We start from the raw sequence: 25,329 nt of genomic DNA, 5'->3' as shown, positions 1-25,329 counted from the left end.
CGAGGAACTTCGGCCGTGCGGCCGGGGGACGAGCGAAGATCTACGGCCGTGTGGCGACCCTTCGGAGAGGGATCGGCCACCAGCCGGTGTCCGGAGCGTGAACGGCGGCCGCCCGGCTCACAGCAGCGAACGGGCCAGCGCCACCGCGCCCTCGACCGGCGGCACCCGCAGCGGCTGCGGCCGGGCCCCGGGCAGGGACTCGGCCAGCGCGGAGGTGAACGCCTCGTACAGCGCGGGCTGGGCGAGGACCGTGCCGCCCGCCACCACCACGTCGTCCACCGGGACCCCGCGCGCGGCGAGCCGTACGACGAGCGCGGCGAGCGCCCGCCCGCCGTCGGCGATCACCGCCCGGGCGAGCGGCGAGCCCGCCTCGGCGGCGTCGAACACGGCGGGGGAGCGGCGGCCCCACTCGGCGGAGACGTCCGTGGCGGCCTCCAGCGCGGCGCCGAGCGCGGGCACCTCGGCCACCCCGAACGCGGCGACCAGCCCGGTCGCCAGCGCGTCGGGCTCCTCGCCCCGGTCGTGCGCGGCCCAGACGGCGCGCGCGGCCTCACGGACGAGGCCGGCCGCGCCGCCCTCGTCCCCCAGCACCGCGCCCCAGCCGCCGACCTGGACCGCGGCGCCGTCGGGCAGCCGCCCCACCGCGACCGAACCGGTACCGGCGACCAGTCCGACGCCCTTGTCCAGCCCCGCGGCGGGAACGAGCAGTTCGGCATCGCCCACGACGAGCGCGGGCACCCCCAGCCGCTCCTGAAGGGCGGCGCGGATGCCCGCGCACTGGCGTGGGGTCTCGCAGGCGTGACCGCCCACGGCGAGAGCGGACGGTCGTACGTGAGGAGGCAGGGCGTCGGCGACCAGAGCGGCCAGCCAGTCGGCGGCGGCCCCGGGGTCGTGCGGCCGCCATCCCGAACTGCTGCGGACCTGGTCGACGACGTCCTCGTCGCCCGCGAAGGCGCGCAGATGTGTCTTGGTGCCGCCCACGTCGATACCGACCGCGTAAGGCGTGGAGTCCTGCACGGGTCCTCTTTCGTCGTTGCGCGGCACGGCGACGGCAGGCGAACCGCTCGTCGGACCACGGCAGTTGAAGAGGTAGGGAAGCCCCGGGACGGGCTTCTGCGGAACACGGCAGGCGAGTACCGTGAAGTTCGTTAGGAAGTTAACTAACGAAGTAGGGTGCGCGTCAAGAGGCACGGAATCCCGATGCCGCGCGACCCCTGCCGCCGCCCTGCACGGCCGCAGCACGACCTGGGGAGACCATGCACCTGAGCGAGAGTGCCCGTGTGGTGTTCGACGTACTGGCCGGGACGGGCACGGCCACCCGTCCCCAGCTGGCGGCCGGTGCGGGCCTTTCCAAGCCGACCGTCTCCTCCGCCGTGGCCGAGCTCGAAGCCGTCGAGCTCGCCGCCCACTCCGGCAGGGCCTCCGGCGGCACCGGCCGCAGCGCCGCGATCTACCGTCTCGGACCGGCCGCCGGCGCCGTGCTCGCGGTCGACCTGGGGCCCGCCGTGACCCGGGTGCGCGGCTGCGCCCTGGACGGCACCCTGCTCGCCGAGGGCGCCGGTTCCCGCCGGGACGCGGCCGACACCGTCCGCAAGGTCCTCGACGCCCTGCCCGCCGGGGCCCCGCTGCGGGCCGTCGTCGTCGCCGTCGGTGACGTCCCCACACGGGACCGTGCCGGGGAGCGCCCCGCGACCGCCAAGGCCGGTCCCGTCTTCGACGCCATGGCGGTCGCCCTGCCCGAGGGCGTCCCCGTCCACCTGGAGAACAACGTCAACTGTGCCGCCCTCGCCGAGCTCCACGAGGGCGCCGCCGTCGGCCGTGACACCTTCGGCTACCTGCGCATCGGCGTCGGCATCGGTCTCGCCGTCGTGATCGGCGGCCGGGTGCTGCGCGGCGCGAACGGCGCCGCCGGCGAGGTGGCCCGGCTGCCCTACCCCTGGGACGACGACCGCGCCCCGCGCCACGAGGGCCTGGAGCAGCGCATGGGCTCGCGCACCCTGCTGCGCCGGGCGGCCGAGGCCTGGCAGGAGACCGACGGGCCCCGTCCGCGCACCGCCGAGCGGCTCCTCGCCCTGGCCGGGCAGGGGCATGCCACGGCCGGTGCCGTGGTCGCCTCGCACGCCGCCGACGTGGGCCGGCTCGCCGCCGCCGTCGCCGCCGTACTGGACCCCGGCCTGATCGTCCTGGGCGGCGGCACGGGAGCGGATCCGCAGCTCCTGCCCGGTGTGCGGGCCGAGCTGGCCCGGCTGAGCTGGCCCACCGAGGTGGTCAGCAGCGTGGTGGGCGACACCGGCACGGTGGCGGGCGCCAGCAGGCTCGCGGTCGCCCATGGAATTCAAACCGTGACCGGAGCTGTACGGGCGAAGCATTGACGGCTGCGCCATCGGTCTGCCAATGTCCGGACAAGCGCTTTCTGAGTCGGCCGGGACGCCGACTCCGGGTGAGCCTCCCGCCCGTACGAGAAGTACGGCAGCCGCACGAGGGCGTGCTTGTGCGACGCCGGCCGTCATGGCCGGGGACCCCACCCGTCAAGGCGTCGCGGCCGGGCGAGGCCGTGCCCCCGGAAAGCGAATCTTTCCCGCAAACTGCACCCGTGCCGCCTCGGCTGGCGCCGTGCTTCCTCCGCTACGACGAAAAGGGATCGAAGATGACCAGTGTGGGTGTGCGGCGCTCCCGCCGACTCGGCCGCGGCGGCATACGCCGCGTGGTTCCCCTCGCTGCCGTGGCCACGGCAGGTGCCCTTCTGCTCTCCGCCTGCGGGTCGGGGTCCGACTCGGGCGGGAACGCCAAGTCGCTGACGTTCTGGATCTCCACGGTTCCGGGGCAGGACGCGGGCTGGAAGAAGATGGTGACGCAGTACAAGAAGGAAACCGGCGTCAAGATCAACCTCGTCAACATCCCCTACGACGGGTACCCGACGAAGCTGCACAACGCCGCGCAGGCGAACTCTCTGCCCGACGTGGCGGCCGTGCCGGCGCTGGACCCGATCTGGGCGAACAAGCTGATCGACCTCAGCTCCATCGCCAACAAGAAGAGCAACAAGATCAACGCCAACTTCCTCGCCAAGGACTCGTCCGGGAAGGTGCTGTCCATCCCCTCGGACGTCACCGCGTCCGGCATGTTCATCAACAAGACGCTGTTCGAGAAGGCCGGCGTCTCCTTCCCGACCTCGCCCCAGAAGACCTGGACCTGGACCGAATTCATCAAGGCGGCGGACAAGGTCCGGGAGAAGACCGGTGCCAAGTACTCCCTGACCTTCGACCAGTCGCCGTCCCGGCTCCGCGCCATGGTGTACGAGCTCGGAGGCAAGTACGTCCACGCGGACTCCTCCGGCAAGTTCTCGGTGGACGCCGCGACCAGGAAGGCCGTGAAGCGCTTCGTCGGGCTGAACGACGACAAGACCATGCCGAAGTCGGTGTGGACCAGCGGCGCCGACCCGTCGGCCATGTTCCAGAGCGGTGACGTGGTCGCCTACTGGTCCGGCGTGTGGCAGGTTCCCGCCTTCGCGGAGAGCATCAAGAAGTTCGACTGGGCGAGCGTTCCGACTCCCGCCGAGCCGGTGCAGGCCAGCGACGTCAACAGCGGCGGCATGACGGTGGGCTTCAACAACAACGGCGCCGCGGCCGACGCCGCGACGAAGTTCCTGAGCTGGCTGTACGAGCCGGCGCACTACCAGGAGCTGTGCGAGACGTCCGGCTTCCTGCCGGTCGAGAGCGGCCTCAACCCGAAGTACCCCTTCAAGTCCGAGGCGGCGCAGGCGGCGTTCAAGCTGTACAACGAGTCGATCCCGCTCTACGCCCCGATCTCCGGCTACTTCAACACCGCGCAGACGAAGTGGGTGCTGAAGGGCAAGAGCCTCCCCGAGGACCCGACCAAGACGGAGCTCGGCAAGGCGATCAACGGCCAGCAGTCGGTCGACAAGGCGCTGGACAACATCGTGGACGTCTACAACCAGCAGGTCGGCGGCTGAGCGCAGCCCGGCAGGCCCGGGCGGCGGGGTCGAGACACCGCCGCCCGGGCCTGGGGCCCCCGCGTGATGCCGGGCTCGTGGCCTGAGCCCACAGGAACCCATTCCACCAGCACGGAGTCAGGAAGATGACCAAACGCGCCCCGGACGTGTCCGCGAGCCCGCCCAGGAGACGCAGTAAGTACACCCTTGCGCCGCTCGTCCTCATCGCGGCCAACGTCGTGCTGTTCGCGCTGTTCTTCGTCTGGCCGGCCGTGATCGGGCTCGTCTACTCCTTCACGAACTACACGGGCGTAGGGGTGTTCCAGTTCGTCGGACTGGACAACTACCAGAACCTGTTCGGGGACTCCACCTTCTACGACGCGCTGACCCGGACGCTGCTGTACGCCGTGCTCTTCGTCCCGCTGAACTTCGCGTTCTCGCTGCTCATCGCCAACATGGTGGTGAGCAAGCACGCCAAGGGCGCCTCGGTCGCCCGCGTCGTCTTCTTCATCCCGTGGCTTCTGTCGCCCATCGTCGTGGGTGTCCTGTGGCGGTGGCTGTTCGGTGAGAACTTCGGACTGGTGAACTACCTCATCCACGAGCTCGGCGGGAGCGCCGTGCCCTGGCAGTCGAACGCCGACCTGTCGCTGCTGGTGGTGGTGATGGCGGCGTCCTGGGCCTGGACGGGCTTCTCGATGCTGCTGTTCATCGCGGCGATCAAGAACGTACCGGTGTCGTACTACGAGGCGGCCTCGCTCGACGGCGCCGGTCCGTGGCGCCAGTTCTTCCACATCACGCTGCCGAGCATCGCGCCCACCTCGTTCATCGTCATCCTGCTCAATACGATCAACGCGATGAAGGAATACCCGGTGTTCGTCGCCCTCAACAACGGCGGACCCGGAACGTCGAACAACCTGATGGTCCAGTACATCTATGAGACCGGCTTCAAACGGGGCCAGATCGGCTACGCGAGCGCCGCGTCGTTCGTGCTCATGCTCATCCTGATGGCCGTCGCGATCATCCAGCTGATCGTCAACCGGCGGGTGGAGAACCGATGACAACCACAGACATGCCACGCCCGGTCGACGCCGGATCCGGACGGCCCGTCTCCAAGAAGCGGCCCCGCGGCGCGGCCACCGGTGGGCTCCGGCAGGCGGTGTCCGCGACGACACTGCTGTGGCTGCTGGCCTGCCTCTACGGGCTGCCGGTGCTGTGGTTCATCCTCAGCTCCCTCAAGCCGGCCGGCGACCTGTTCTCCTATCCGCTGACGCTGGTTCCGCACGACCCCACCCTGTCGGGTTTCAAGGCAGCGTGGAACAGCGCCAACTTCTCCCAGTACTTCATCAACACGACCATCGTGTGCGTGATCACGACGATCCTCACGGTGGGTGTCAGCTGCTGCACCGGGTACGCGCTGGCCAAGTACGACAACAGGTGGCTCAAGGTCTTCTTCCTGTGCATCCTGGCCACCACGATGCTGCCGTCCGAGGTCATGCTCGCCCCGGAGTTCCTGGTCGTCCGTGACCTCGGCCTCTACAACTCGTTCGCCGGCATCATCCTCCCGGCCGTCCTCACCGCGACCGGATGCTTCATGTTCCGCCAGTTCTTCCTGACGGTTCCCGACGAACTCGTCGAAGCCGCGCGCATCGACGGCGCCCGTGAACTGTCGATCTTCCTGCGGATCATGGTGCCGCTCTCCCGGCCCATCATGCTGACCCTCGCCATCCTGTCCTTCCAGTGGCGCTGGAACGACTACATCTGGCCGCTTCTGATGCTCAACGACCCCAACAAGTTCACCGTGCAGATCGGTATCCAGAGCATCGTCGGGGCGCAGAACATCAACTGGTCGGTACTGCTCGGCGCATCGGTCATCTCCATGATCCCTCTGATCGCCATCTTCCTGGTCTTCCAGCGTTACGTCATGGGCGCCGACATCAATGCCGGACTGAAGGACTGACCTCGGGCATGAAGGGCTGATCCACCCGTGCACCTCCCTCACCAGCGCGGCCCGTTGCACGACCTCCCGGACACCCCGGAGGCGTACGACGCCGTCCTCGCCGACGTCACCGAGCAGGCCCTGGCCCGCATGACGCCGGAGGGCAACCTCGAACACCCCGACTGCGTCGACGACATCGGCGACACGTCCCTGGGCGTCACCTCCCTGCTCGCCCTCGCCTGGCAGCGCACCCAGGACCCCCGCCTGCCGGAGGCGGTACGCCGCAGCCTCGCCTTCCACCTGGACGAGCGGGTCCACACCGAGGACAACCCGGGCTACCCCAACCTCCGGGTGCGCAACTCCGGTCTGCCGTACGCCCGTTACACCCTGGCGGCAGGAGCCCACCCCATCGGTGACTGGCCGAGCACGGTGTGGGCGCTGCTCCAGGCGGTCAACGTCCTGGACGCGGCGGACGGCCTCGTCGACGACGCACAGCGCGCCCGGCTCCTCGACGTGGCGCACGGCTACTGGCGCTGGCTCACCAAGGCCACGTTCTTCAACCCGCAGGAGGCCGGCAACCAGGCGATCGGCTGCGTCGTCGGCGGCCTGATGCTGGCCCGGCACCTGCCGCCCGCCGAGGGCGACCCGGTGCGCCGGGAGGCCCTGCGGCTGTACGAGGACGAGATCCGCGCCCACCGGGTCGCCGACCGCGGCGCCCTCCTGCCCCCGGAGCACGGCGGCGCCTACGACAACAACTACGGCCCGATCTCCCTGTCCTTCCTCGCCCAGGCCCACCTGGTCAGCGGCGAGGAGGTCTTCGCCGAGGACGGCGACGCGCTCGCCCGCTACATCGACGCCCGCCTGACGAACGGCGGCTTCGACAACGGCGGCCCGCGCTACAGCGAGCAGCACTCCGCCTTCGAGTCGGTGCTGGGCCTGCGCTACTTCAGCGCCCGCATCGGCTCCGACCTGGGCCGCTACCGGGGCGACAGCCGCTGGGCCCGGCACGCGGTCAAGGCGGACGGCGGCGTCGACGGCCACTTCGCGTGGATGCTGGTCTGGCAGATCCAGGACACCACGCGCTGGCACCGCGAGCCGTCCCGGGCGGTGGCCCGGCACCAGCTGCGCGCGGGCACGGTGTCGGTGGCCTTCGACGACCGCATGACCCCGTCGGTCGTCGAGGCGGGCGGTACCTACTACCTGGCCGCCGCCGTCAACCGCCAGCACGGCTTCGGCCCCGTCACCGACGGCTTCCTGCTCTGCCGCCCGATGGGCGAGGTCCGCGTCCGTGACGTCCGCGCCGACGGCCTGGCGGCCAAGCTGGTCACCAAGCCCGTCGTCGGCCGCGACCACGTCCTGCGCCATGTACGTTCCCTTTACGTCACCGACGGCACCAGCCTGTGGACGACCGTGGCCGTGGAACGCCTCGACGGCACCCCGTACCTGCTGGCAGGCTTGCCGTACGCCGAGGACGACGGCGACCGGGTCCGGCGTACGGCGCACGCGGCCGTGTCCTGCGCCGGCACCCTGCGCCTGACCCACCCCGACGCGGAGGGCACCGAGCACTTCGACGCCCGCGCCGAACTCACCCAGGAACAGGCAGCGTTCGCCCTCGCCGAGGACCCGCGCGGCTACGGCAACCCGGACGAGGGCTGGCGCCACCTGATCAGCTCGACCGCGCTGGAGGCCGGCCCCCTCCGGGACGGACCGGACGACCTGCACGTCTTCGCGGTCCGCTACGGCTCCGCCGAGCCGTGCGCGGTGTCCGTCGAACGGAGCCCGGAGGGCCTGACGGTACGGACGGACACCTTCACCGCCGTGATAGGGGACCCGGCCGGGGACGCCCACGCCGAGCCGCGGTTGACCCTGCGCGCGACCACCGACTGAGGGATCGTGGCGCGCGCCCGACCCGACGAGTCCTAGGGGGTGTTCCGAACTGCGCGTGTCATGTCCCCAGAATAGGAAGAGGGAACCAGGATCGGGCGGGCCGTGAGAAGAGCACTACGACCACGAGCCGCTCCCGCTCACTCGAGGTCGCGCACCACCAGGTCCGCACGCTCCCGCGTCGCCGCGACCAGTGCGGCGTTGGGCTGGTCCGAGCGCAGCACCCAGGCCACCGCCTCGTCGTGGCTCTTGCCGAACTCCTCGTGCCGGGCCACCAGCCGGCGCATGCGCTCGTCCTCGTCGAGCTCGCAGAACCACACCTCGTCCAGCTCGGCCCGGACGCGCCGCCAAGCGCCCCTGTCCAGCAGCAGGTAGTTCCCCTCCGTCACGACCAGCCGGGCCGCCGGCGGCACCGGGATCGCCCCCGCGACCGGCTGCTCCAGCGCCCGTTCGAAACCGGGCGCGTACACGATGCCGTCATCCGGCTCCTGGCAGCGCAGCCGCCGCAGCAGCGCCGCGTACCCGGCCGCGTCGAAGGTGTCCGGCGCGCCCTTGCGCTCCCGCAGGGCGAGCCGCACCAGTTCGGCGTCGGCGAGATGGAAACCGTCCATGGGGACGTGCGCCACCCACGGGTCGCCGGATCCGTTCAGTTCCCGCACCAGCCGCTCGGCGAGCGTCGACTTGCCCGCGCCGGGGCTGCCGGCGATACCGAGGATCGCGCGCCGGCCGCCCTGGGGCAGGGCCCGGGCACGGCGGACGAGGTCGTCGAAGGTCAGCGGCATACAGCAGAGTCTGTCACCCCCCGGAGTGTGGCGTGCGCCACTCACTGGACATCGCCGGCCGGGGAACCGGACCTGTATGACACAGCTCGGTCTCCCCGAAGACATCCACGCCTGCCTCTTCGACCTCGACGGTGTCGTCACCAAGACGGCCGTCGTGCACGCGGCCGCCTGGAAGGAGATGTTCGACGCCTTCCTGCGCGAGCGCGACGGCGCGGACTTCCGGCCGTTCGACGCGGCGGACTACGACGAGTACGTCGACGGGCGACCACGCGCCGACGGCGTGCGCACCTTCCTGGCGTCCCGCGGCATCGACCTGCCCGACGGCGAACCGGACGACCCACCCGGCGCGCAGACCGTGCACGGGCTCGGCAACCGCAAGAACGAGCTGGTCCTGGAGAAGATCCGCACCGACGGTGTCGAGGCCTACGACGGCACCCTGCGCTACCTGGAGGCGGTCCGGGCCCACGGACTGAGCACCGCGATCGTCTCCTCCAGCGCCAACTGCCGTGATGTGCTGCGCTCGATCGGCGCCGAGCACTTCTTCGACGTCCGCATCGACGGCGTGGTCGCATCCGAGCGCAAGCTGCCCGGCAAACCGCACCCCGACACGTTCCTGGCCGCCGCCGAGGACCTCGGCATCGAACCGGCCGAAGCCGCCGTGTTCGAGGACGCCCTGGCCGGCATGGACGCGGGCCGCGCGGGCCGTTTCGGATACGTCGTCGGCGTCGACCGCGTCGGACAGACCGAGGCGCTGTACGCACACGGCGCCGACGTCGTGGTGAAGGACCTCGCCGAACTGGGGGGCACGCGGTGATCGCACAGCGGGCGTACACCGTCGAACCCTGGACGGTGCGCGAGACGGAGCTCAACCTCGACGTCCTGGCCCAGAGCGAGTCCGTGTTCGCCCTGTCCAACGGCCACGTCGGCTGGCGCGGCAACCTCGACGAGGGCGAGCCGCACGGCCTGCCCGGCTCCTACCTCAACGGCGTCCACGAACTGCACCCGCTGCCCTACGCCGAGGCCGGATACGGCTACCCCGAGTCCGGCCAGACGTCCATCAACGTCACCAACGGCAAGGTGCTGCGCCTCCTGGTCGACGACGAGCCGTTCGACCTGCGCTACGGGCGGCTCGTCACCCACGAGCGGACCCTGGACCTGCGGCGCGGCGTGCTGGAACGGGTCTGCGAGTGGACCTCCCCGGCCGGCTCGACGGTCCGGGTGCGCTCCACGCGGCTGGTCTCCCTGACCCAGCGGGCGATCGCCGCCGTGGCGTACGAGGTGGAGCCCGTCGACAGCCGTACCCGCGTGGTCGTCCAGTCGGAGCTCGTCGCCAACGAGAGCCTGCCCGAGCCGGACGGCGACCCGCGCGCGGCACGGGCGCTGAAGTCGCCGCTGGAACCGGAGGAGGACCTCGCCTCGGGCAGCCGGCTGCGCCTGGTCCACCGCACCCGGCGCAGCGGCCTGCGGGTCGCCGTGGCCGCCGACCACCTGGTCACCGGCCCGGAGCGGACCACCACCAGCAGCGAGAGCAACGTGGACGTGGCCCGGCTGACCGTCACCTCGGTCCTGGAGCCGGGGGAGCGGCTGCGGGTGGAGAAGCTGGTCGCGCACGGCTGGTCCGCCGCCCGCTCCCGGCCCGCGATGAGCGACCAGGTCGAGGCGGCCCTCGCGGCGGCCGCGCACAGCGGCTGGTGGGGGCTCCTGAAGGACCAGCGGGCCTACCTCGACGCCTTCTGGGCGCGCGCCGACGTCGAGGTCGACGGCGACGAGGAGATCCAGCAGGCCGTCCGCTTCGCCCTCTTCCACGTCCTGCAGGCCGGCGCCCGCGCCGAACAGCGCGCCATCCCCGCCAAGGGACTCACCGGCTCCGGCTACGACGGCCACGCCTTCTGGGACACCGAGGCCTTCGTCCTGCCGCTGCTGACCTACACCGCGCCGGCCGCGGCCGCCGAGGCCCTGCGCTGGCGCCTCGACACCCTGCCCGCCGCCCGGGAGCGCGCGGCCCAGCTCGGCCTGCGCGGCGCCGCGTTCCCCTGGCGCACCATCGAGGGCTCGGAAGGATCGGCGTACTGGCCGGCCGGCACGGCCGCCTTCCACGTCGGCGCCGACATCGCGGACGCCGTGGTGCGGTACGTGGCGGTCACCGGCGACGAGGAGTTCGAGCGCGAGGTGGGCGTGGAGCTGCTGGTGGAGACCGCCCGCCTGTGGCGCTCCCTCGGCCACCACGACGACCGGGGCGTCTTCCACATCGACGGCGTCACCGGACCGGACGAGTACAGCGCGATCGCCGACGACAACACGTACACCAACCTCATGGCCCGGGCGAACCTGCTGGCCGCCGCCGACGCCTGCAAACGCCACCCCGACGAGGCGGCCCGGCTCGGCGCCGACGAGGAGGAGCGGGCCGCCTGGCGGGACGCCGCCGAGGCCGTGCACGTCTCCTACGACGAGGAGCTCGGCGTGCACGAACAGCACGCCGGCTTCACCCGCTACCAGCGCTGGGACTTCGCCCGCACCGGCCCGGACCAGTACCCGCTGATGCTGCACTTCCCGTACTTCGACCTGTACCGCAAGCAGGTGATCAAGCAGGCGGACCTGGTGCTGGCCATGTACAGCTGCGGCAGCTTCTTCGACGAGTACTACGACGAGGAGCAGATCGCCCGCAACTTCGCCTACTACGAGCCGCTGACCGTACGGGACTCCTCCCTGTCGGCCTGCGTCCAGGCCGTCCTGGCCGCCCAGACCGGCCACCTGGACCTGGCCTGCGCCTACACGGCCGAGGCCGCGCTGATGGACCTCGGGGACCTGGAGCACAACACCCGCGACGGACTGCACATCGCCTCGCTGGCCGGCACCTGGATGGCGCTGGTCGCCGGGTTCGGCGGTATGCGCTGCGCCGACGGCGGCCTGCGGTTCGCGCCGCGCCTGCCCGAGCGGTACAGCCGGCTGGCCTTCTCGGTGGGGTTCCTCGGCCGTTGCCTGCGGGTGGAGCTGACCGCCGGTCAGGCCACGTACACGCTGCGCTCGGGCCCACCCCTGACGATCCGTCACCACGGCACCGAGGTGACGGTACGTGAGGACACCCCCGTCACCCGCCCCGTTCCCCCGCCGACCCGGCGTCCGGCCCCGAGCCAGCCACCGCACCGCGCCCCGAACACCCGCTGACCTCCGGATCGCGTCAGGCACTTGGCCGAATTCCGGTCTGCACGTCCCCACCCCGCGGGTTAGCTTGGCCGTGTTTTCCGATCATCGGACCTCTGCCTTCGGCCCGCGGGCCGTGGAGGTCGCAGCGGCCCTACGCGCGTAGGGGTAAGGGGTGGACGATGTCCGACGGTGCGAACGCCATTCTCGTTCGCAGGCGAAGACGCACGCAGACGGCCGAGCCGGGCACCAGCCGCAGGAGCCGCGTCGACGGACCGCTCGCCGCGGTGGCCGCCGTCTTCACCGTCGCGCAACTCGTCCTCGTCCGGCCCGTCCTCGGCCTCGGCTGGGACGAGATCGTCTACGTCAGCCAGGTCACCTCCGACACCCCGGCGGCCTTCTTCAGCGCACCGCGCTCCCGGGGCGTCTCCCTGCTCGTGGCGCCGATCGCGTCCTGGTCGTCGTCCACGCCGCTGCTGCGGGTCTACCTCGCCCTGCTGTCCGGCGTCGCCCTCTACCTGGCCCTGCGCGCCTGGCGCGGCCTGTTCCCCATCCGGGTCCTGGCCGTCGGCGGCGCCCTCTTAGCCTCCCTGTGGGTGACCCTCTTCTACGGTCCGCAGGCCATGCCCAACTACTGGGTCGCGATCGGCGCCCTGATCAGCGTGGGCTGCTTCCTGCGGGCCCGGACGCAACCCTCCGCCCGGGCGGCGCTGTGGGGCGTCGCCGCGGGCGCCGCCCTCATGGCGTGGATGCGGCCCACCGACGCGGTCTGGGTGACCGTGCCGCTGCTCGTCCTCGCCCTGGTGCGCCGCCACTGGCGCCTCCTCCTCGTGCTCGTGGCAGGCCTCGCGGCCGGTGCCGTCGAGTGGGTGATCGAGGCCTACGTCGGTCACGGCGGTCTCGGGCAGCGGCTGTCGGACGCTTCCCGCATCCAGGGCGGACTGGGCTGGCAGATCGCGGTCGACGACCAGCTGCGCAGCCTGGGCGGACGGGCCCTGTGCCGGCCGTGCACCGGGTCGATGCCCCACCCGGTGGTCACCGTCTGGTGGTTCGTCCTGCCCGTCCTCGCCGGCCTCGGCCTGCTCGTCGCGGCCCGGGCCCGGCGCCTGGGGCGGACCCTGGTCCCCCTGGCCTGCGCCGCCACGGCCGCACTGCCGTACCTCTTCATGATCGGCTACGCGGCGCCCCGCTTCCTCCAGCCGGCCTACGCGCTGCTCGCCATCCCGGTCGCCGATGCCCTGTGGCACCTGGTCAGAACCCCGGGCCGGACGTGGCGGCCGGTGGCCGCCACCCTGGTCGCGCTCGGCCTGGCCGGCCATCTGGCGGTCCAGATCGCCGTCCTGGAAAGCACCGTCTCCCGCAACACCGAAAGCCGCCGCGACTGGGACCGCACCGCCGGAGCGCTGCACCGCCTCGGCGTCCGCCCGCCCTGCCTGCTCACCGGGCACGAGGCCATCCCGATCGGCTACTACACCGACTGCTCCTCGGGCGCGACCTCCGGCCACAACGAGAACACCACGGTGGCGGACGTCCTGCGCACCGCGGACCGTCTCCCGGTCGCCCACATCGCACCGGCCGGCGGCACACCGCCCCGCTACGCCCGCACCTGGCCCGTCCACCGGATCTCGGACCTGGACGTCCGCGTCGCACCGCCGGCGCGGCGGAACAACGGCCACTGAGGCCTCAACTCGCGTTTCCCGCCCGCCCGGTCCAGGTAGGAGTCGGGAGACGACGGTCACGGACGAGGGGGAACGCCATGGCGGGGATCGACCACGAGGGCCGGCTGGGGGAGGAGTTCTTCACACCGGGCTCCTCGTCCTTCACCGAGTTCCTGGCGGCCCACCGCCCCGAACTGCTGGGCACCCGCCGGATCCTCCCGGACGGCGTTCGCGCCGAGGGCGTCCCGCACGGCACGACCGTGCTGGCCCTCACCTTCGGCGACGGCGTGCTGATCGCCGGCGACCGGCGGGCGACCATGGGAAATCTGATCGCCCAGCGGGACCTGGAGAAGGTGTACCCCGCCGACGATCACACCGCCGTGGCCTTCGCCGGTTCCGTCGGGCTCGCGCTCGACCTGGTGAAGCTCTACCAGGTCGAGCTGACGCACTTCGAGAAGGTCGAGGGCATCCCCATGACCCTCGCCGCGAAGGCCACCCGGCTGGCCACGATGATCCGGGGCAACCTGGGCCAGGCCATGCAGGGCCTCGCCGTCGTCCCGCTGCTCGCCGGCTACGACCCCGCGGGTCCCGAGGGCGGGCGCGGCCGTATCTTCGGTTTCGACGTTGCCGGCGGCCGCTACGAGAAGTTCGGCTTCCACGCCGAGGGCTCCGGCTCGCCGTACGCCCGGGGCGCGTTGAAGAAACTGTTCCGCCCCGGCATGTCCCGGCGCGAGGCCGCCCTGGCCGCGCTCCAGGCGCTGTACGACGCGGCCGACGACGACTCCGCGACCGGCGGCCCGGATCTCACCCGCCGCATCTATCCCATCGTGTCCGTCATCACCGAGGACGGCTTCGAGCGCCTGCCGGAGACGGAGACGGAGGAGCTCAGCCGCGAGATGGTCGAGCAGCGCCGCGGCCGGCCGGACGGACCGAACGCCTCGGTGTGACACCCGGCCGGGGGCGCCCGGCTCCGCGGAGTTCTCGGGCCCGCGGAGTTTTCGGTTCGTGGGGTTTTCGGTCCGCGGAGATTTCGGATCCATGGAGTTTTCGCATCCATGGACAAGACCTGTCGCGGGCTTTACTGCACATGGATTGCAGGTACTGGAGGATGGCGCGAGGCTGTTCCCCGCAGCCGTCCGTCCGACAGAAAGACCTTCCCCCCGATGACGGCCGCCCCTGAGTCCACTCCACCCCTCCCCGCCCCGGCTGCGGCCCAGCGCACGGCCCGGCACCGCGTCCGTCCCTCCATGACGCGGCAGGAGTGGGCCAGGGTCGGGGGGATGGCCACCGTCATCGTGGCCCTGCACGTGATCGGCTGGTTCACCCTCGTCGTGATCGTCGCCCCCGAGCACCACGCCATCGGCACTCAGACCTTCGGCGTCGGCATCGGCGTCACCGCGTACACGCTCGGCATGCGGCACGCCTTCGACGCCGACCACATCGCCGCCATCGACAACACCACCCGCAAACTGATGGGCGAGGGGCAGCGGCCGCTGTCCGTCGGCTTCTGGTTCTCCCTCGGCCACTCCAGCGTCGTCTTCGTCCTGGCCTTCCTGCTCACCCTCGGCGTGAAGACCCTGGCCGGGCCGGTCCGCGACGGCGGCTCCTCGCTGCACGACGTCACCGTCCTGATCGGCACGACCGTCTCCGGGACGTTCCTCTACCTCATCGCGGCCGTCAACCTCGTCATCCTCGCTGGCACCTGGAAGGTCTTCCGCCGGATGCGCTCGGGCCACTACGACGAGGCAGCCCTGGAGGAACAACTGAACAACCGCGGCTTCATGAACCGGCTCCTGGGCCGTGTCATGCAGTCGGTCTCCAAGCCCGGGCAGATGTACCCGCTGGGCCTCCTGTTCGGCCTCGGCTTCGACACCGCCACCGAGATCGCCCTGCTCGTCCTGGCCGGCTCCGGCGCCGCGTCCGGTCTGCCCTGGTACGCGATCCTGTGCCTGCCCGTCCTGTTCGCCGCCGGGATGTGCCTCCTCGACACCGTCGACGGCTCGTTCATGAACTTCGCCTACGGCTGGGCCTTCTCCAAGCCGGTCCGCAAGGTCTATTACAACCTCACGATCACCGGCCTGTCCGTGGCCGTGGCCCTGCTCATCGGGACCGTCGAACTCCTCGGTCTGCTCGTGACGCGGCTCGGCCTGCACGGCCCCTTCTGGGACTGGATCTCCGGCGTCGACCTCAACGTCCTGGGGTACGCCGTCGTGGCGCTGTTCGTCGCCACGTGGGTCGTCGCGCTGCTGGTGTGGAGGCTGGGACGCATCGAGGAGAAGTGGCCGGTCGACCTGGCCCGGCCGGGGCGGGAAGGTTAGAGCCCGCGTAACGGGAAACGCGGAACGGGCACATGAGACAGACGAACGAGACGCACGAGTCGACGCAGCGCGACAGGGAGGCAGAAGTGATGGGCACGGAACCGATGCGCCCCGAGCCGATGGCGGACGACGCGTACCAGCCCACCGGGAGCAACGAGGAGCAGGAGGACGCCGCGCCTCTGGACCTCCAGGACGCCGTCGACGAACGGACCTACGACGACACCCTCGACGAGGGCTACTCCCCGCCGGAGAAGCCGCTCGGCGTCACCAAGCGCGGCACGACCGCCGCCGAGCAGCACGAGGGCGAGACGCTCGACGACCGCCTCGCCCAGGAGGTCCCCGACGTGTCCGCCGAGCCCGCCGGGGACGGCGTGGGGGACACCCCCGACGGCGACGGCGAGCCGGTCGACCCGGAGGCGGGCACCGCCCGTGCGGGCCGCCTGGTCGCCCCGGACGAGGGCGCCCACCCCGACACGACGAAGGAGACCGTCGCCACGGACATCGGCATCGACGGGGGTGCGGCCGGCGCGGAGGAGGCGGCGGTCCACGTGGTGGAGGACGACAGCGCCCTGCCGGAGGACGACGACGGGGCGTGACGCTCTGCCGGGGGGCTACGGCAGCAGCTTCTCCAGCGCGGCCGGGCCCTCCGCCGCCAGCTTGCGCCTGGCCCATTCCAGGGTGTGCGGGGTGAGGTCCTTGCCCGAGGCGAGGACGAGGTCCTCCGGCGACACGTCGGTGCCGGTGCGGGCGTGGAGCAGGCGGTCCGGGGTGGTGCGGTCCTCGGGCGGCCGGGACGCGGCGGGCTGTGAAGTCGACATGTTCTCTGCTCCTAGGGTCCGGATCGCTGGTGCGGCCCCGGTGCTGAAAAACGGGTCCGATATCACCATTCACCGCGAGAGCCCAGCATGCATCCGGAGAGCCCCGCCCCCGGGCACCGGAACCCCGCCGACCGTGCGACGCAAGCCCCGCCCGCCGCCGTCAGGGCCCCTCCCGCGCACGGGGCGCGAGCACGAGCATCGTGACGTCGTCCCGCACATCCGGGCAGTACCGGACGAGGTCGGTCCACACCCGCTCCGCCGGCGCCACCGGATCCCCGTCGGCGAGGCCCGGCAGCCGCTCGGCGAGAGGATAGAAGACCCCGCCCGCGTCCCTGGCCTCGGTGACACCGTCGGACGCGAGGAACAGCCGGTCACCGGCCCGCAGCCGCACCGGGACGACCTTCGGCCCAGTGGCCTCGGCGAGGCCCAGCCCCAGCGGCGTGCACGGCTCGACGCCCAGCTCGACGACCCGCCCGCCCCGCAGCAACAAGGGCCCGGACTGCCCGCACGCCACGATCCGCACCACACTCGCGTCGGCGGAGAAGTCCAGCAGCACCGCCGTCGCGAACAGCTCGGCGTGCGGCTCGCCCGCGGAGTCCACCACCAGCCTCCGGTCGAGCCGGGCCGCCACCGCCTCCGGATCCGGCTGGTCCAGCACCGCCTGGCCCGACCCGCTCCGGCAGCGGCGGCACCACGGCCAGCGGCGGGATCGCACCCAGCAGGAAGCCGATGTCGAGCGGCTCCGGACTGATCAGCTCAGCCGTGCAGACGCCCGCCAGGCCGATGTCCCGGCCCGGGGTCCCGTCCCGGCCACGGCCCCTGTCCCGGCGCGGCAGCCGGGCGCGTGCACCACTCACACCACCACGCTGCTACGCCCCACCCGGCGCCGCACTCCGGGCCCGCGCCCGCTGGTGCTCCGACCGCACAGGAGGAAAATCCGTTGCCGGAACAGCAGCAGCCTCGATGCAATGCCTCCATGACTCATGACGGCCCGGCGGACCATGTGGAGCAGAACCGGCGCTTCTGGAATGACGAGGCGGCTGCGTGGCACGGGCCGCTCGCCCGTGACCACTGGGCGCAGGAGGAACCGTCCTGGGGATTATGGGCCACCCCTGAGTCGCAGGTTTCCCTGCTTCCCGACGGCATCGACGGGATGCGCACCATCGAGTTGGGCTGCGGTACTGCCTACGTTTCCGCTTGGCTGGCCAGAGCAGGAGCCCACCCGGTCGGGATCGACCTCTCGGAGAAGCAGCTCGCCACTGCTCGCGCGATGCAGGCGGAGTTCGGTATCGACTTCCCCCTTGTCCTGGGCGATGCCGAGAAGGTGCCCTACGAGGACAACACGTTCGGCCTGGCGATCAGCGAGTACGGCGCCTCGCTGTGGTGCGACCCTTACCAGTGGATCCCGGAGGCAGCCCGGCTTCTCGTTCCTGGAGGCCGGCTGGTGTTCTCGCGCTACTCACCGCTGTTCGCGCTGTGTGTACCGCCCGAGGGACCGGCATCCACCACTTTGTCCCGCGGCCAATTCGGCCTGACGCGGCTGGACTGGGGGAATCACGTGGAGTTCGTCCTGCCGCACGGTGAGATGCTCCGTCTGCTGCGGGACTGCGGCTTCGTCGTCGAAGACCTCATTGAGGTCCAGGCACCCCGGACTGCGCGGGACTACAGCGAAGTTTCCGCCGACTGGGCCCGGCAATGGCCCAGCGAGGAAATCTGGAAAGCCCGGCTGGCAGGCTGAGCCGGCCTTGTCCCGGGCAGCGCCTCGGCGCGGTGACCCATGCATGTCCCGGCAGTCACGCGGGAGCTGACGTGCGAGCCAGTTCGTAGGCGAAGTCGACCGTTTCGGTGAGGCGGTCGTTGACCGTATGGCGGCCGAGTTCGGCCATGAGGTCGGCGTCGAACGCGGAGGCATGATCGGCGAGCACTGAGGGCGGTAGGAACGAGGTGGACCGGATGTGGCCGGCGAGTTCGGGAATCGTCCAGTGGTGCTCGACCGAGAACTCGTGGCGTCCGGCGACGTCGAACCCGGCACGGGACAGTACTTCGTGGTCTGGGTCCTGCTGCCGCGCTCGGTCCCAACCGGGCGGGACGCGACCGGACGCGCCGAGGGTGTTCTGCCACGAGCGCAGCAGCCTGCCGAGCGCCTGCTGCCAGTCCCGGGGCCCGGCCCACGGCGAGGTCGACCAGCACAACGCGAGGCAGCCGCCGGGCTTGAGCCAGGTGCAGGCGCGCTGGGCCACCAGGGAGCGGTTCAGCCGGTGAAAGGCATTGCCGATGACGATCAGCTCGAAGCCGCCCGGCTCGGCATCGAGATCTTCGGCACGGGCGGTGACCGCCCGGACGTGGGCTGCGCCGACGGCGTCTGCCTTGGCGCGGACCACCTCGGTCATGCCCGGTTCGGCGTCCACGGCCCGAACGTCCGTGAACCGGTCGCGCAGGGGGAAGGCGAGTTGGCCGGTGCCGCACGCCAGATCCAGCAGGCGTCCGCGCCCTGAGGGGGCGGCCCGGCGCGCGAGGTCGGCGATCATCGCGTCGGGGTAGGGGAGCCGAAACTGCTCGTAGTATCCGCCCGTCCCCTGGTAGAGGCCGGGGTCGAACCTCACCTGACTGTCCACGCGACCACCATGACATGGGGCGGCCCGGTCCAGGAACGTGGCCGGACGCAAGCAGGCCGATGTCCCTTGCTGAAGACGCCACTTGGGGACATCATTGATCGCTTGACCGGCTCTTGGGGGCCACTTGAGGGCGCGTCGGAAAGCGCGTTGGACGGTCCCTCGCCCACCACGCATCCCGGAGGAATTCCGTGACCGATGTGGTCGTCCGCGCGCTCGACGCGACCGACGCCGATCTCTTCGACACCCTGCCCGATCCGCTGGGCGCCCGCGAGGCCCACCGGCTGACCCGGCATCGCCCCGACTGGAAGCGGGTGGTCCTGCGCGACGGCAGGGTCGTGGCCCGCGGCGCCTGGTGGGGCGGCCCCGACGACACCGAGCCCGTCAACCTCAACTGGTTCGACGTGACGGACGGCGAGGAGGAAGCGGGCGCCGTCCTCCTGCGCTCCGCCCCCTGGCAGGTGGAACTGGAACTGAACCTGCCCGCGGGCTGGTGCGACGACCCGGCCCTGCGCAGCGCGGCCGAGGCCCGTGTCACCGCCGCACGGAAGGCCGGCTACGACCTCCTGGTGGAACGCCTGTTGTACCGGTGGACCCCGGACCGCCCGAGCGGCCCGGGCGTCTGGTGTTCCGTGCCGAACCGGACGACGCCGTGTTCTTCGACGCGCTGCGCCGCATCCACTCCGTCACGCTGGACGCCCATGCGCTGAAGGCCATCGAGCAGGGCGGACTCGACCGGGCGGCCCAGGAGGAACTCGACTTCTTCCGCTGGTGCCCCTCGCCCCGCGAGTGGTGGCAGGTCGCGCACACACCACAGGGCGAACCGGTCGGCATCCACATCCCGGCCCACAACCCGTCGGGCCCGTGCATCGGCTTCATCGGAGTCCTGCCCGAACAGCGGGGCCACGGCTACGCCTACGACCTCTTGGCCGAGTGCACCCACTTCCTGGTCGGGCAGGGCGCCGAGTTCATCGCGGCCGCCACGGACCAGGGCAACTTCCCCATGGCCGCGAACTTCACCAAGGCCGGTTTCCCGGTCGTCAGGGAACGCCTCAACCTCGCACCGGCGTAGGAACCGTTCCGCTGCCGGCCGCTCCCTGGCCGCCACCGTGCAACGCCCCCTAGCGCGCGCCGCCGTTCAGCAGGTCCTCGGCCGCCGTGAGAATCTCGGTCACCCGCAGGCCGAACGCCGCGTCGCAGGCGTGCGGGCGTCCGGTCCGGGCGGCGGCGCGCAGGGCGTCCGCGGCCCGCATCAACGGAGGGACCGCTCCGTCGGAGCTCTCCGGCAGGACCGCGACCCCGGTCTCCCCGAGGAGTTCCACGGCGGCACCGGACGCGGCGGGCGGTGCCGTCAGGCTCAGGGTGAGGGTGCTCGACGCGCCGCCGGTGTGGTCGAGGACGACATGGGCCGTGTCGCCGGGGCCGTACGCCGCCGCCGTCACGCGTCGCACATCGCCGAGCACCGGCAGCAGGACGGACAGGGCGTGCGGCCCGACGTCCCACAGGGCGCCCTTCTCCCGCCGCCACGGCGTCGCGAAGGGGCTTTCGCTGCTGAACACCGCCCCGAGCCACTGCGCCCGCCCCGTGAACCAGCCCGGCACCGCCGCCTGCTCGGTGATCCACGCCGCCGGCTCGGGCTGGAAGCGGGTCGTGAAGAACACGACGGAGGCGACCCCCGCCTCCTCGACGGCCTCGACCACCGCCCGGCCCTGCTCCACCGTCACCGCCAGCGGCTTGTCGAGCAGCAGGTGACACCCGGCCCGCGCCGCCCGCGCGGCGAGGTCGGCCTGCACCTTTGGAGGCAGGGCCACGGCGACCGCGTCCACGTCGGCGAACAGCGCCTCCACGTCGTCGTAGGCCCGGACACCGTGCCGCTCCGCCAGTTCCTTCGTCGCCTCGGGACGGCGCCCCCACACTCCGGCGAAGTCGAGCCCGTCGTGCCCGCTGAGGGCGGGTGCGTGGGCCATCTGCGCCCATGGGCCGGTGCCGAGCAGTCCTATGCGCATGCCGCCGCCTCTCCACGGTGCCGTGACAGCCGACGGCCGTGCCCCGGCCGCCCGCTCGCCGAAGAGCGTGTCATACGGAACCGGTCGCAGGGGAGTCCAGGCGCCCTGCGCACCTCAGTCGCCGGGAAGCGACTGCTCAGCCCAAATGGTCTTGCCGTTGGTCACCTGGCGGGATCCCCAGCCCTGGGTGAGCTGAGCGACGAGCAGCAACCCGCGTCCGCCTTCGTCGAAGGTATGGGCCCGGCGCAGATGGGGCGCGGTACTGCTGCCGTCGGACACCTCACAGATGAGGGTGCGGTCGTAGATCAGTCTGAGCTCGATCGGAGACCGGCCGTACCGGATGGCGTTGGTGACCAGCTCGCTGACGACCAGCTCGGTCACGAACACGGCGTCGTCCAAGCCCCACTCGGACAGTTGCAGGCAAGCGGCCTTGCGCACCTCGGCGACCGCGGCGGGGTCCGGCGGCACCCGCCAGGTCGCCACGTGGGAGGCGTCGAGGGCTCGGGTGCGGGCCACGAGGAGCGCCACGTCATCGGAGGGGCGGTCCCCGAGCAGGGTGCGCAACAGGGCGTCGCACACGGCCTCCAGATCGTGAGCCGGTCGCCGCAGCACCTCGCGCATGGCGGCGATCCCCTCGTCGATGTCACGGCCGCGGACCTCGACGAGCCCGTCCGTGAAGAGGACGAGGAGGCTGCCCTCGGCCAGTTCCAGCTCGGTCGACTCGAAGGGCAGGCCGCCCAGGCCGAGGGGCGGGCCCGCCGGAACGTCGAGGAACTCGACCGTGCCGTCAGGTGCCACAAGGGCCGGCCCTGGGTGGCCGGCGCGGGCGATCGTGCAGTGGCGCGAGACGGGGTCGTAGACGGCGTACAGACAGGTGGCGCCGATGTCACCGCCGAGCGGGGCCGTGGTGTCGCCGCCGGCAGCATGGTTGACCAGGTCGTCGAGGTGGGTCAGCAACTCGTCGGGGGGAAGGTCGACATCGGCCAGCGTGCGGACGGCGGTGCGCAGCCGTCCCATGGTCGCCGAGGCCTGGATGCCGTGACCCACGACGTCACCGACGACCAGGGCGACCCGGGCGCCGGAGAGCGGGATGACGTCGAACCAGTCGCCGCCGACACCGGCCCGGGTGCTGGCGGGCAGATAACGGGAGGCGACATCGAGAGCCGCCTGCTCGGGGAGACGCTGCGGCAGCAGGCTGCTCTGCAACGTGAGGGAGGTGTCGCGCTCGCGTGTGTACCGCCGGGCGTTGTCGATGCACACGGCGGCGCGAGCGGTGATCTCCTGAGCCAGCAGCAGGTCGTCCTGCTGGAAACCCTGGGGCCGGCGATGGCGGGAGAACGTGGCCACGCCCAGGGTGAGGCCACGCGCACGCATGGGTACCGCCAGCACGGAGTGGAACCCGAAGTGGCCGCATGCGTTCGGCCCGGTCCGGGGCCGTCCGGTCCAGATCCTCCAGCGCGGCGGGCGTGATGTGCTCGATGAGTGGCCGCTCCGCGGTCAGGCACTCCGCCGCGGTGGAACCCTCCGGGTAGGCGGCCACCGTCCCGGGCCGCACCACGGCTTCGGGGCAGCCCTCCAGAACCGACTGAAAGGCGACCCGGCGCAGCATCACCGGACCGTGCGGAGAACCCTGCGGCGGATCCTCGCCTCCCTCGATCGACGGCAGGAGATCGACCGTGACGAAGTCCGCGAACCGCGGGACGGCCACGTCGGCGAGTTCCTGAGCGGTACGGGGCAGGTCGAGGGTGCTGCCGATCCGCAGGCTGGCGTCGTTGACCAGGACCAGTCGCTGCCGTGCGAGGTGCTGCTCCGTCACGTCGTGCGCCGACAGCAGGACACCTTCGAGCCGACCGTCGGAGCCCCGCACAGGGACGAGCGACACCGACCACACGCTCTCCCGCTCATGGCCGGCCAGGTGCAGCGCGGCTCCGAGCTCGTGGAGACAACCGGTCTCCAGCGCGGTTCGCATGCCCTCCTCGGCCCGTTCGCTCTCCGGGTCGAGGACGATCTCCGTCACCCGCAGGCCGCGCATCTCCTGCTCGGACAGGCCCATCACACGTTCCATGTCGGCGTTCGCCCACCGCAGCCGCAGTCCGGTGTCGTACAGCGCCATGGCGTAGGGAGCCTGGGCGAAACTACGCCGCACGAACGCGTCGTCCTCAGGCGTAGGTGCCGGTCTGGCCACGGGTGACACCAGCAGCCAGTCGTCCCCGACGGTCTCCCGGTGATGGGCCAGCAGCCCGAGGGTGACGCGGTGGCCGTCCCGGTGCAGCAGCGTGGCCGTGCCGCTCCACCTGCGCAGGCCGGTCAGCGAGGGCAACGCGTGGGTCGGAGCGGCGTCCCCGAGAAGCACGGCCGCCTTCCGGCCGACCACCTCGGCGGCTCGGTAACCGAGCAGCCGCCGTGCCCCTTCGTTCCACGCGGTCACGATGCCGAGGTCATTGACGACGACCCTGGCGGTGGCCGCACCGTCGACACGTTCCTGCGGCCAAGCGCTCGGGCCGTCGTCCGAGGCGGACGCGGATCCGATCATGACGTCATCTGCCCTCGATCCCGCCTTGGTGGCCTGGTGCCCAGGAGCGCCCTGAACCCGAGGTGCGTCGCACCTTCACTATTACGACACTAGACAACAAGAGTGACAGACAGGCGTGTATCGGTCCTCATGTCAGGACGGCGGCACCGACCCGGGCGGAGGGCGGCACCCATGACGGGCAACGGCAAGAGGTGGCCGGACCAGGCCGAGTGGGCCGGGAAGATCTACAGCTCGGGCTGGCGCGCATCCGACGGCGGCACACGCCAGGTGATCGAACCGGCCACGGGACATGCGCTGGCCGAGGTCGGCGTCGCCTCCCCCGCGGACGTCGCACGGGCCGGCGCACGGGCCGCCCAGGCCGCCGGAGACTGGGCCGCGGCGGCTCCTTCCGAGCGTATCGAGGTGCTGCTGCGCGCATCCTCCGCGCTGCGGGAACACAGCGCCACGTTCCGCGACTGGATCGTCCGCGAGTCGGCCGGCGTCCCCGCCAAGGGCGACTACGAGATCACCGCCGCCCTCGCCCAGCTGACGCACGCCGTGGGACTCGCGTCCCTGCCCAGGGGCGAGGTCCTGGCCCCGCAGACCCCCGGTGGAACGAGTCTGGCGTGGCGGGTGCCCCTCGGCGTCGTCGGCGTCATCAACCCATGGAACGCGCCGCTCCTGTTCGCGGTGCGCGCGCTGGCGCCCGCACTGGCGCTGGGCAACACCGTGCTGCTCAAGCCCGACCCCCTCACTCCGGTGTCCGGGGGCGTCCTCGTCGCGCAGCTGTTCGAGGACGCCGGACTGCCCGACGGGGTGCTGCACGTCCTGCCGGGCGGCGCGCAGACCGGGCAGGCGGTCGCGGCGGATCCTCATGTCGCCATGGTGGCGTTCACCGGTTCCGCCGAGGTCGGACGCGTCGTGGCCCGCGTGGCGGGGGAGGGGCTGAAACGGGTCGTCCTGGAGCTCGGCGGCAAGAACTCGCTCGTCGTGCTCGAGGACGCCGATGTGGACGCGGCCGCCTTGGCCGGAGCCGTGAGCAGCTTCGGATACCAGGGACAGGCGTGCGTCGCCGCCGGCCGCCACCTGATCCATGCCGATCTGGTCGAGGCGTACACCGACGCCCTGATCGCGCACGCGCGGGCCCTGCGCGTCGGTGACCCCCGCTTGGACGGCGTCGGTATCGGGCCGATCATCAGCGAGCGGCTGGCCACCAGGATCGAGCGCATCGTCGACGAGAGCGTGGCCGGTGGGGCGCGGGTGCTCACGGGCGGGCGACGCGACGGACTCTTCTACCCGCCCACCGTCCTGGACCGCGTCGACCGGGCCATGCCCGCGTTCACCGAGGAGATCTTCGGTCCCGTCGCTCCTGTCATTCCCTTTCACAGCGAGGCGGAGGCCGTCGCGATCGCCAACGACACCGCCTACGGCCTGACGGCCGCCGTGCACTCCGGCTCCGTACCGAGGGCGACCGCTGTCGCCGGGCGACTGCGCACCGGCATGGTCCACATCAACGACGTCTCCGCCAAGGACGCCGCGAACGCCCCCTTCGGAGGCATGGGCATCTCCGGCAACGGCTCCCGCATCGGCGGCACGGCCAGTCTGGAGGAGTTCACCCAGTGGCGCTGGATGACGGCACCCGGACCGGTGTGACCTCGCACGAACGGCGGGCCGAAACAAGAAAGGCAAGGAGTCCTCTCCTTGCCACTCTCA

19 protein-coding genes and 2 pseudogenes are annotated in these 25,329 nt (G+C 71.7%); 14 read left to right on the top strand and 7 right to left on the bottom strand.

Translation table 11 applies throughout. The features are described from left to right. Positions 1-117 precede the first annotated feature (117 nt). Entirely contained in the window at positions 118-1,017 is a 900-nt protein-coding gene (locus QF034_RS02175; RefSeq protein ID WP_307173272.1) for an N-acetylglucosamine kinase, read from the bottom strand. 239 nt (positions 1,018-1,256) lie between these two features. Here QF034_RS02175 and QF034_RS02170 point away from each other — a divergent pair, with 239 nt between their 5' ends. The 5 genes from QF034_RS02170 (at position 1,257) to QF034_RS02150 (ending at position 7,772) form a co-directional block, all read left to right on the top strand. Continuing rightward, positions 1,257-2,372 (top strand): ROK family protein, encoded by a 1,116-nt coding sequence (locus QF034_RS02170; protein ID WP_307173271.1) that lies wholly within the window; start codon positions 1,257-1,259, stop codon positions 2,370-2,372. Positions 2,373-2,647: 275 nt separating this feature from the next. Continuing rightward, positions 2,648-3,970, top strand: a complete 1,323-nt coding sequence (locus QF034_RS02165) for an ABC transporter substrate-binding protein (protein ID WP_307173270.1) — start codon at positions 2,648-2,650, stop codon at positions 3,968-3,970. A 125-nt stretch (positions 3,971-4,095) separates the two neighbouring features. Further along, positions 4,096-5,007, top strand: coding sequence for a carbohydrate ABC transporter permease (locus QF034_RS02160; RefSeq protein WP_307173269.1), 912 nt, complete (start codon positions 4,096-4,098; stop codon positions 5,005-5,007). Beyond that, the gene (locus tag QF034_RS02155) at positions 5,004-5,906 is read left to right on the top strand and encodes a carbohydrate ABC transporter permease (RefSeq protein WP_020273670.1); all 903 of its coding nucleotides are present in this window, start codon (positions 5,004-5,006) and stop codon (positions 5,904-5,906) included. Before QF034_RS02160 ends, QF034_RS02155 begins: the two co-directional genes overlap by 4 nt. Positions 5,907-5,933: 27 nt before the next feature. After that, complete coding sequence (locus QF034_RS02150; protein ID WP_307173268.1) at positions 5,934-7,772, top strand: hypothetical protein; 1,839 nt, start codon at positions 5,934-5,936, stop codon at positions 7,770-7,772. Between the two features lie 137 nt (positions 7,773-7,909). Here QF034_RS02150 and QF034_RS02145 read toward each other — a convergent pair whose 3' ends face one another. Beyond that, positions 7,910-8,551, bottom strand: a complete 642-nt coding sequence (locus tag QF034_RS02145; protein WP_307173267.1) for a nucleoside/nucleotide kinase family protein — start codon at positions 8,549-8,551, stop codon at positions 7,910-7,912. Positions 8,552-8,627: 76 nt separating this feature from the next. On the opposite strand from QF034_RS02145, the gene QF034_RS02140 reads away from it, so the two are divergent. From QF034_RS02140 to QF034_RS02115, 6 genes are all read left to right on the top strand, one after another. Further along, positions 8,628-9,365, top strand: coding sequence for an HAD family hydrolase (locus QF034_RS02140; protein ID WP_307173266.1), 738 nt, complete (start codon positions 8,628-8,630; stop codon positions 9,363-9,365). Next, on the top strand, positions 9,362-11,716 hold the full coding sequence (locus QF034_RS02135; RefSeq protein WP_307173265.1) for a glycoside hydrolase family 65 protein: 2,355 nt from the start codon (positions 9,362-9,364) through the stop codon (positions 11,714-11,716). Before QF034_RS02140 ends, QF034_RS02135 begins: the two co-directional genes overlap by 4 nt. A gap of 158 nt (positions 11,717-11,874) precedes the next feature. Next, positions 11,875-13,371, top strand: coding sequence for a hypothetical protein (locus tag QF034_RS02130; RefSeq protein WP_307173264.1), 1,497 nt, complete (start codon positions 11,875-11,877; stop codon positions 13,369-13,371). Positions 13,372-13,448: 77 nt separating this feature from the next. After that, a complete protein-coding gene (gene prcB, locus QF034_RS02125; RefSeq protein WP_307173263.1) occupies positions 13,449-14,297 on the top strand; it encodes a proteasome subunit beta in 849 nt (282 codons plus the stop codon). Between the two features lie 216 nt (positions 14,298-14,513). Next, positions 14,514-15,668 (top strand): Nickel transporter NicT, encoded by a 1,155-nt coding sequence (gene nicT, locus QF034_RS02120; protein ID WP_307173262.1) that lies wholly within the window; start codon positions 14,514-14,516, stop codon positions 15,666-15,668. Positions 15,669-15,772: 104 nt separating this feature from the next. Next, positions 15,773-16,264 (top strand): DUF5709 domain-containing protein, encoded by a 492-nt coding sequence (locus QF034_RS02115; protein ID WP_307179777.1) that lies wholly within the window; start codon positions 15,773-15,775, stop codon positions 16,262-16,264. Between the two features lie 15 nt (positions 16,265-16,279). On the opposite strand, the gene QF034_RS02110 is transcribed toward QF034_RS02115, so the two are convergent. Both QF034_RS02110 and QF034_RS02105 read right to left on the bottom strand, forming a co-directional pair. Then, entirely contained in the window at positions 16,280-16,486 is a 207-nt protein-coding gene (locus QF034_RS02110; RefSeq protein ID WP_086559617.1) for a hypothetical protein, read from the bottom strand. Positions 16,487-16,646: 160 nt separating this feature from the next. Then, positions 16,647-17,144: a PP2C family protein-serine/threonine phosphatase gene (locus QF034_RS02105; RefSeq protein WP_370880759.1), complete on the bottom strand. Its 498-nt coding sequence runs from the start codon at positions 17,142-17,144 to the stop codon at positions 16,647-16,649. Between the two features lie 318 nt (positions 17,145-17,462). Here QF034_RS02105 and QF034_RS02100 point away from each other — a divergent pair, with 318 nt between their 5' ends. Continuing rightward, positions 17,463-18,224: a class I SAM-dependent methyltransferase gene (locus tag QF034_RS02100; protein ID WP_307173261.1), complete on the top strand. Its 762-nt coding sequence runs from the start codon at positions 17,463-17,465 to the stop codon at positions 18,222-18,224. A 55-nt stretch (positions 18,225-18,279) separates the two neighbouring features. Here the strand turns inward: QF034_RS02100 and QF034_RS02095 are convergent, their stop codons facing one another. Beyond that, positions 18,280-19,101: a class I SAM-dependent methyltransferase gene (locus QF034_RS02095; protein ID WP_307173260.1), complete on the bottom strand. Its 822-nt coding sequence runs from the start codon at positions 19,099-19,101 to the stop codon at positions 18,280-18,282. Between the two features lie 188 nt (positions 19,102-19,289). Here QF034_RS02095 and QF034_RS02090 point away from each other — a divergent pair. Further along, positions 19,290-20,170, top strand: a pseudogene (locus tag QF034_RS02090) (GNAT family N-acetyltransferase). A gap of 49 nt (positions 20,171-20,219) precedes the next feature. On the opposite strand, the gene QF034_RS02085 reads toward QF034_RS02090, so the two are convergent. Both QF034_RS02085 and QF034_RS02080 read right to left on the bottom strand, forming a co-directional pair. After that, positions 20,220-21,104, bottom strand: a complete 885-nt coding sequence (locus QF034_RS02085; RefSeq protein ID WP_307173259.1) for a Gfo/Idh/MocA family protein — start codon at positions 21,102-21,104, stop codon at positions 20,220-20,222. 114 nt (positions 21,105-21,218) lie between these two features. Continuing rightward, positions 21,219-23,637 (bottom strand): annotated as a pseudogene (locus tag QF034_RS02080) (SpoIIE family protein phosphatase). 171 nt (positions 23,638-23,808) lie between these two features. Between QF034_RS02080 and QF034_RS02075 the strand changes: the two are divergent. After that, complete coding sequence (locus tag QF034_RS02075; protein WP_307173258.1) at positions 23,809-25,269, top strand: aldehyde dehydrogenase family protein; 1,461 nt, start codon at positions 23,809-23,811, stop codon at positions 25,267-25,269. Positions 25,270-25,329 lie beyond the last annotated feature (60 nt).

The organism is Streptomyces africanus (assembly GCF_030816955.1).
Lineage (GTDB): Bacteria > Actinomycetota > Actinomycetes > Streptomycetales > Streptomycetaceae > Streptomyces > Streptomyces africanus.
Note: the sequence above shows the minus strand (reverse complement) of the source record. Positions and strands in the feature narration are given on the sequence as shown.

Excerpts from the sequence above, each read along its gene's own strand:
- QF034_RS02170 (WP_307173271.1), top strand. The coding sequence starts at position 1,257 with ATGCACCTGAGCGAGAGTGCCCGTGTGGTGTTCGACGTACTGGCCGGG.
- QF034_RS02115 (WP_307179777.1), top strand. The coding sequence starts at position 15,773 with ATGCGCCCCGAGCCGATGGCGGACGACGCGTACCAGCCCACCGGGAGC.
- QF034_RS02165 (WP_307173270.1), top strand. The coding sequence starts at position 2,648 with ATGACCAGTGTGGGTGTGCGGCGCTCCCGCCGACTCGGCCGCGGCGGC.
- prcB (WP_307173263.1), top strand. The coding sequence starts at position 13,449 with ATGGCGGGGATCGACCACGAGGGCCGGCTGGGGGAGGAGTTCTTCACA.
- QF034_RS02130 (WP_307173264.1), top strand. The coding sequence starts at position 11,875 with ATGTCCGACGGTGCGAACGCCATTCTCGTTCGCAGGCGAAGACGCACG.
- QF034_RS02075 (WP_307173258.1), top strand. The coding sequence starts at position 23,809 with ATGACGGGCAACGGCAAGAGGTGGCCGGACCAGGCCGAGTGGGCCGGG.
- QF034_RS02085 (WP_307173259.1), bottom strand. The coding sequence starts at position 21,104 with ATGCGCATAGGACTGCTCGGCACCGGCCCATGGGCGCAGATGGCCCAC.
- QF034_RS02160 (WP_307173269.1), top strand. The coding sequence starts at position 4,096 with ATGACCAAACGCGCCCCGGACGTGTCCGCGAGCCCGCCCAGGAGACGC.
- QF034_RS02110 (WP_086559617.1), bottom strand. The coding sequence starts at position 16,486 with ATGTCGACTTCACAGCCCGCCGCGTCCCGGCCGCCCGAGGACCGCACC.
- QF034_RS02145 (WP_307173267.1), bottom strand. The coding sequence starts at position 8,551 with ATGCCGCTGACCTTCGACGACCTCGTCCGCCGTGCCCGGGCCCTGCCC.
- QF034_RS02155 (WP_020273670.1), top strand. The coding sequence starts at position 5,004 with ATGACAACCACAGACATGCCACGCCCGGTCGACGCCGGATCCGGACGG.
- QF034_RS02100 (WP_307173261.1), top strand. The coding sequence starts at position 17,463 with ATGACTCATGACGGCCCGGCGGACCATGTGGAGCAGAACCGGCGCTTC.
- nicT (WP_307173262.1), top strand. The coding sequence starts at position 14,514 with ATGACGGCCGCCCCTGAGTCCACTCCACCCCTCCCCGCCCCGGCTGCG.
- QF034_RS02140 (WP_307173266.1), top strand. The coding sequence starts at position 8,628 with ATGACACAGCTCGGTCTCCCCGAAGACATCCACGCCTGCCTCTTCGAC.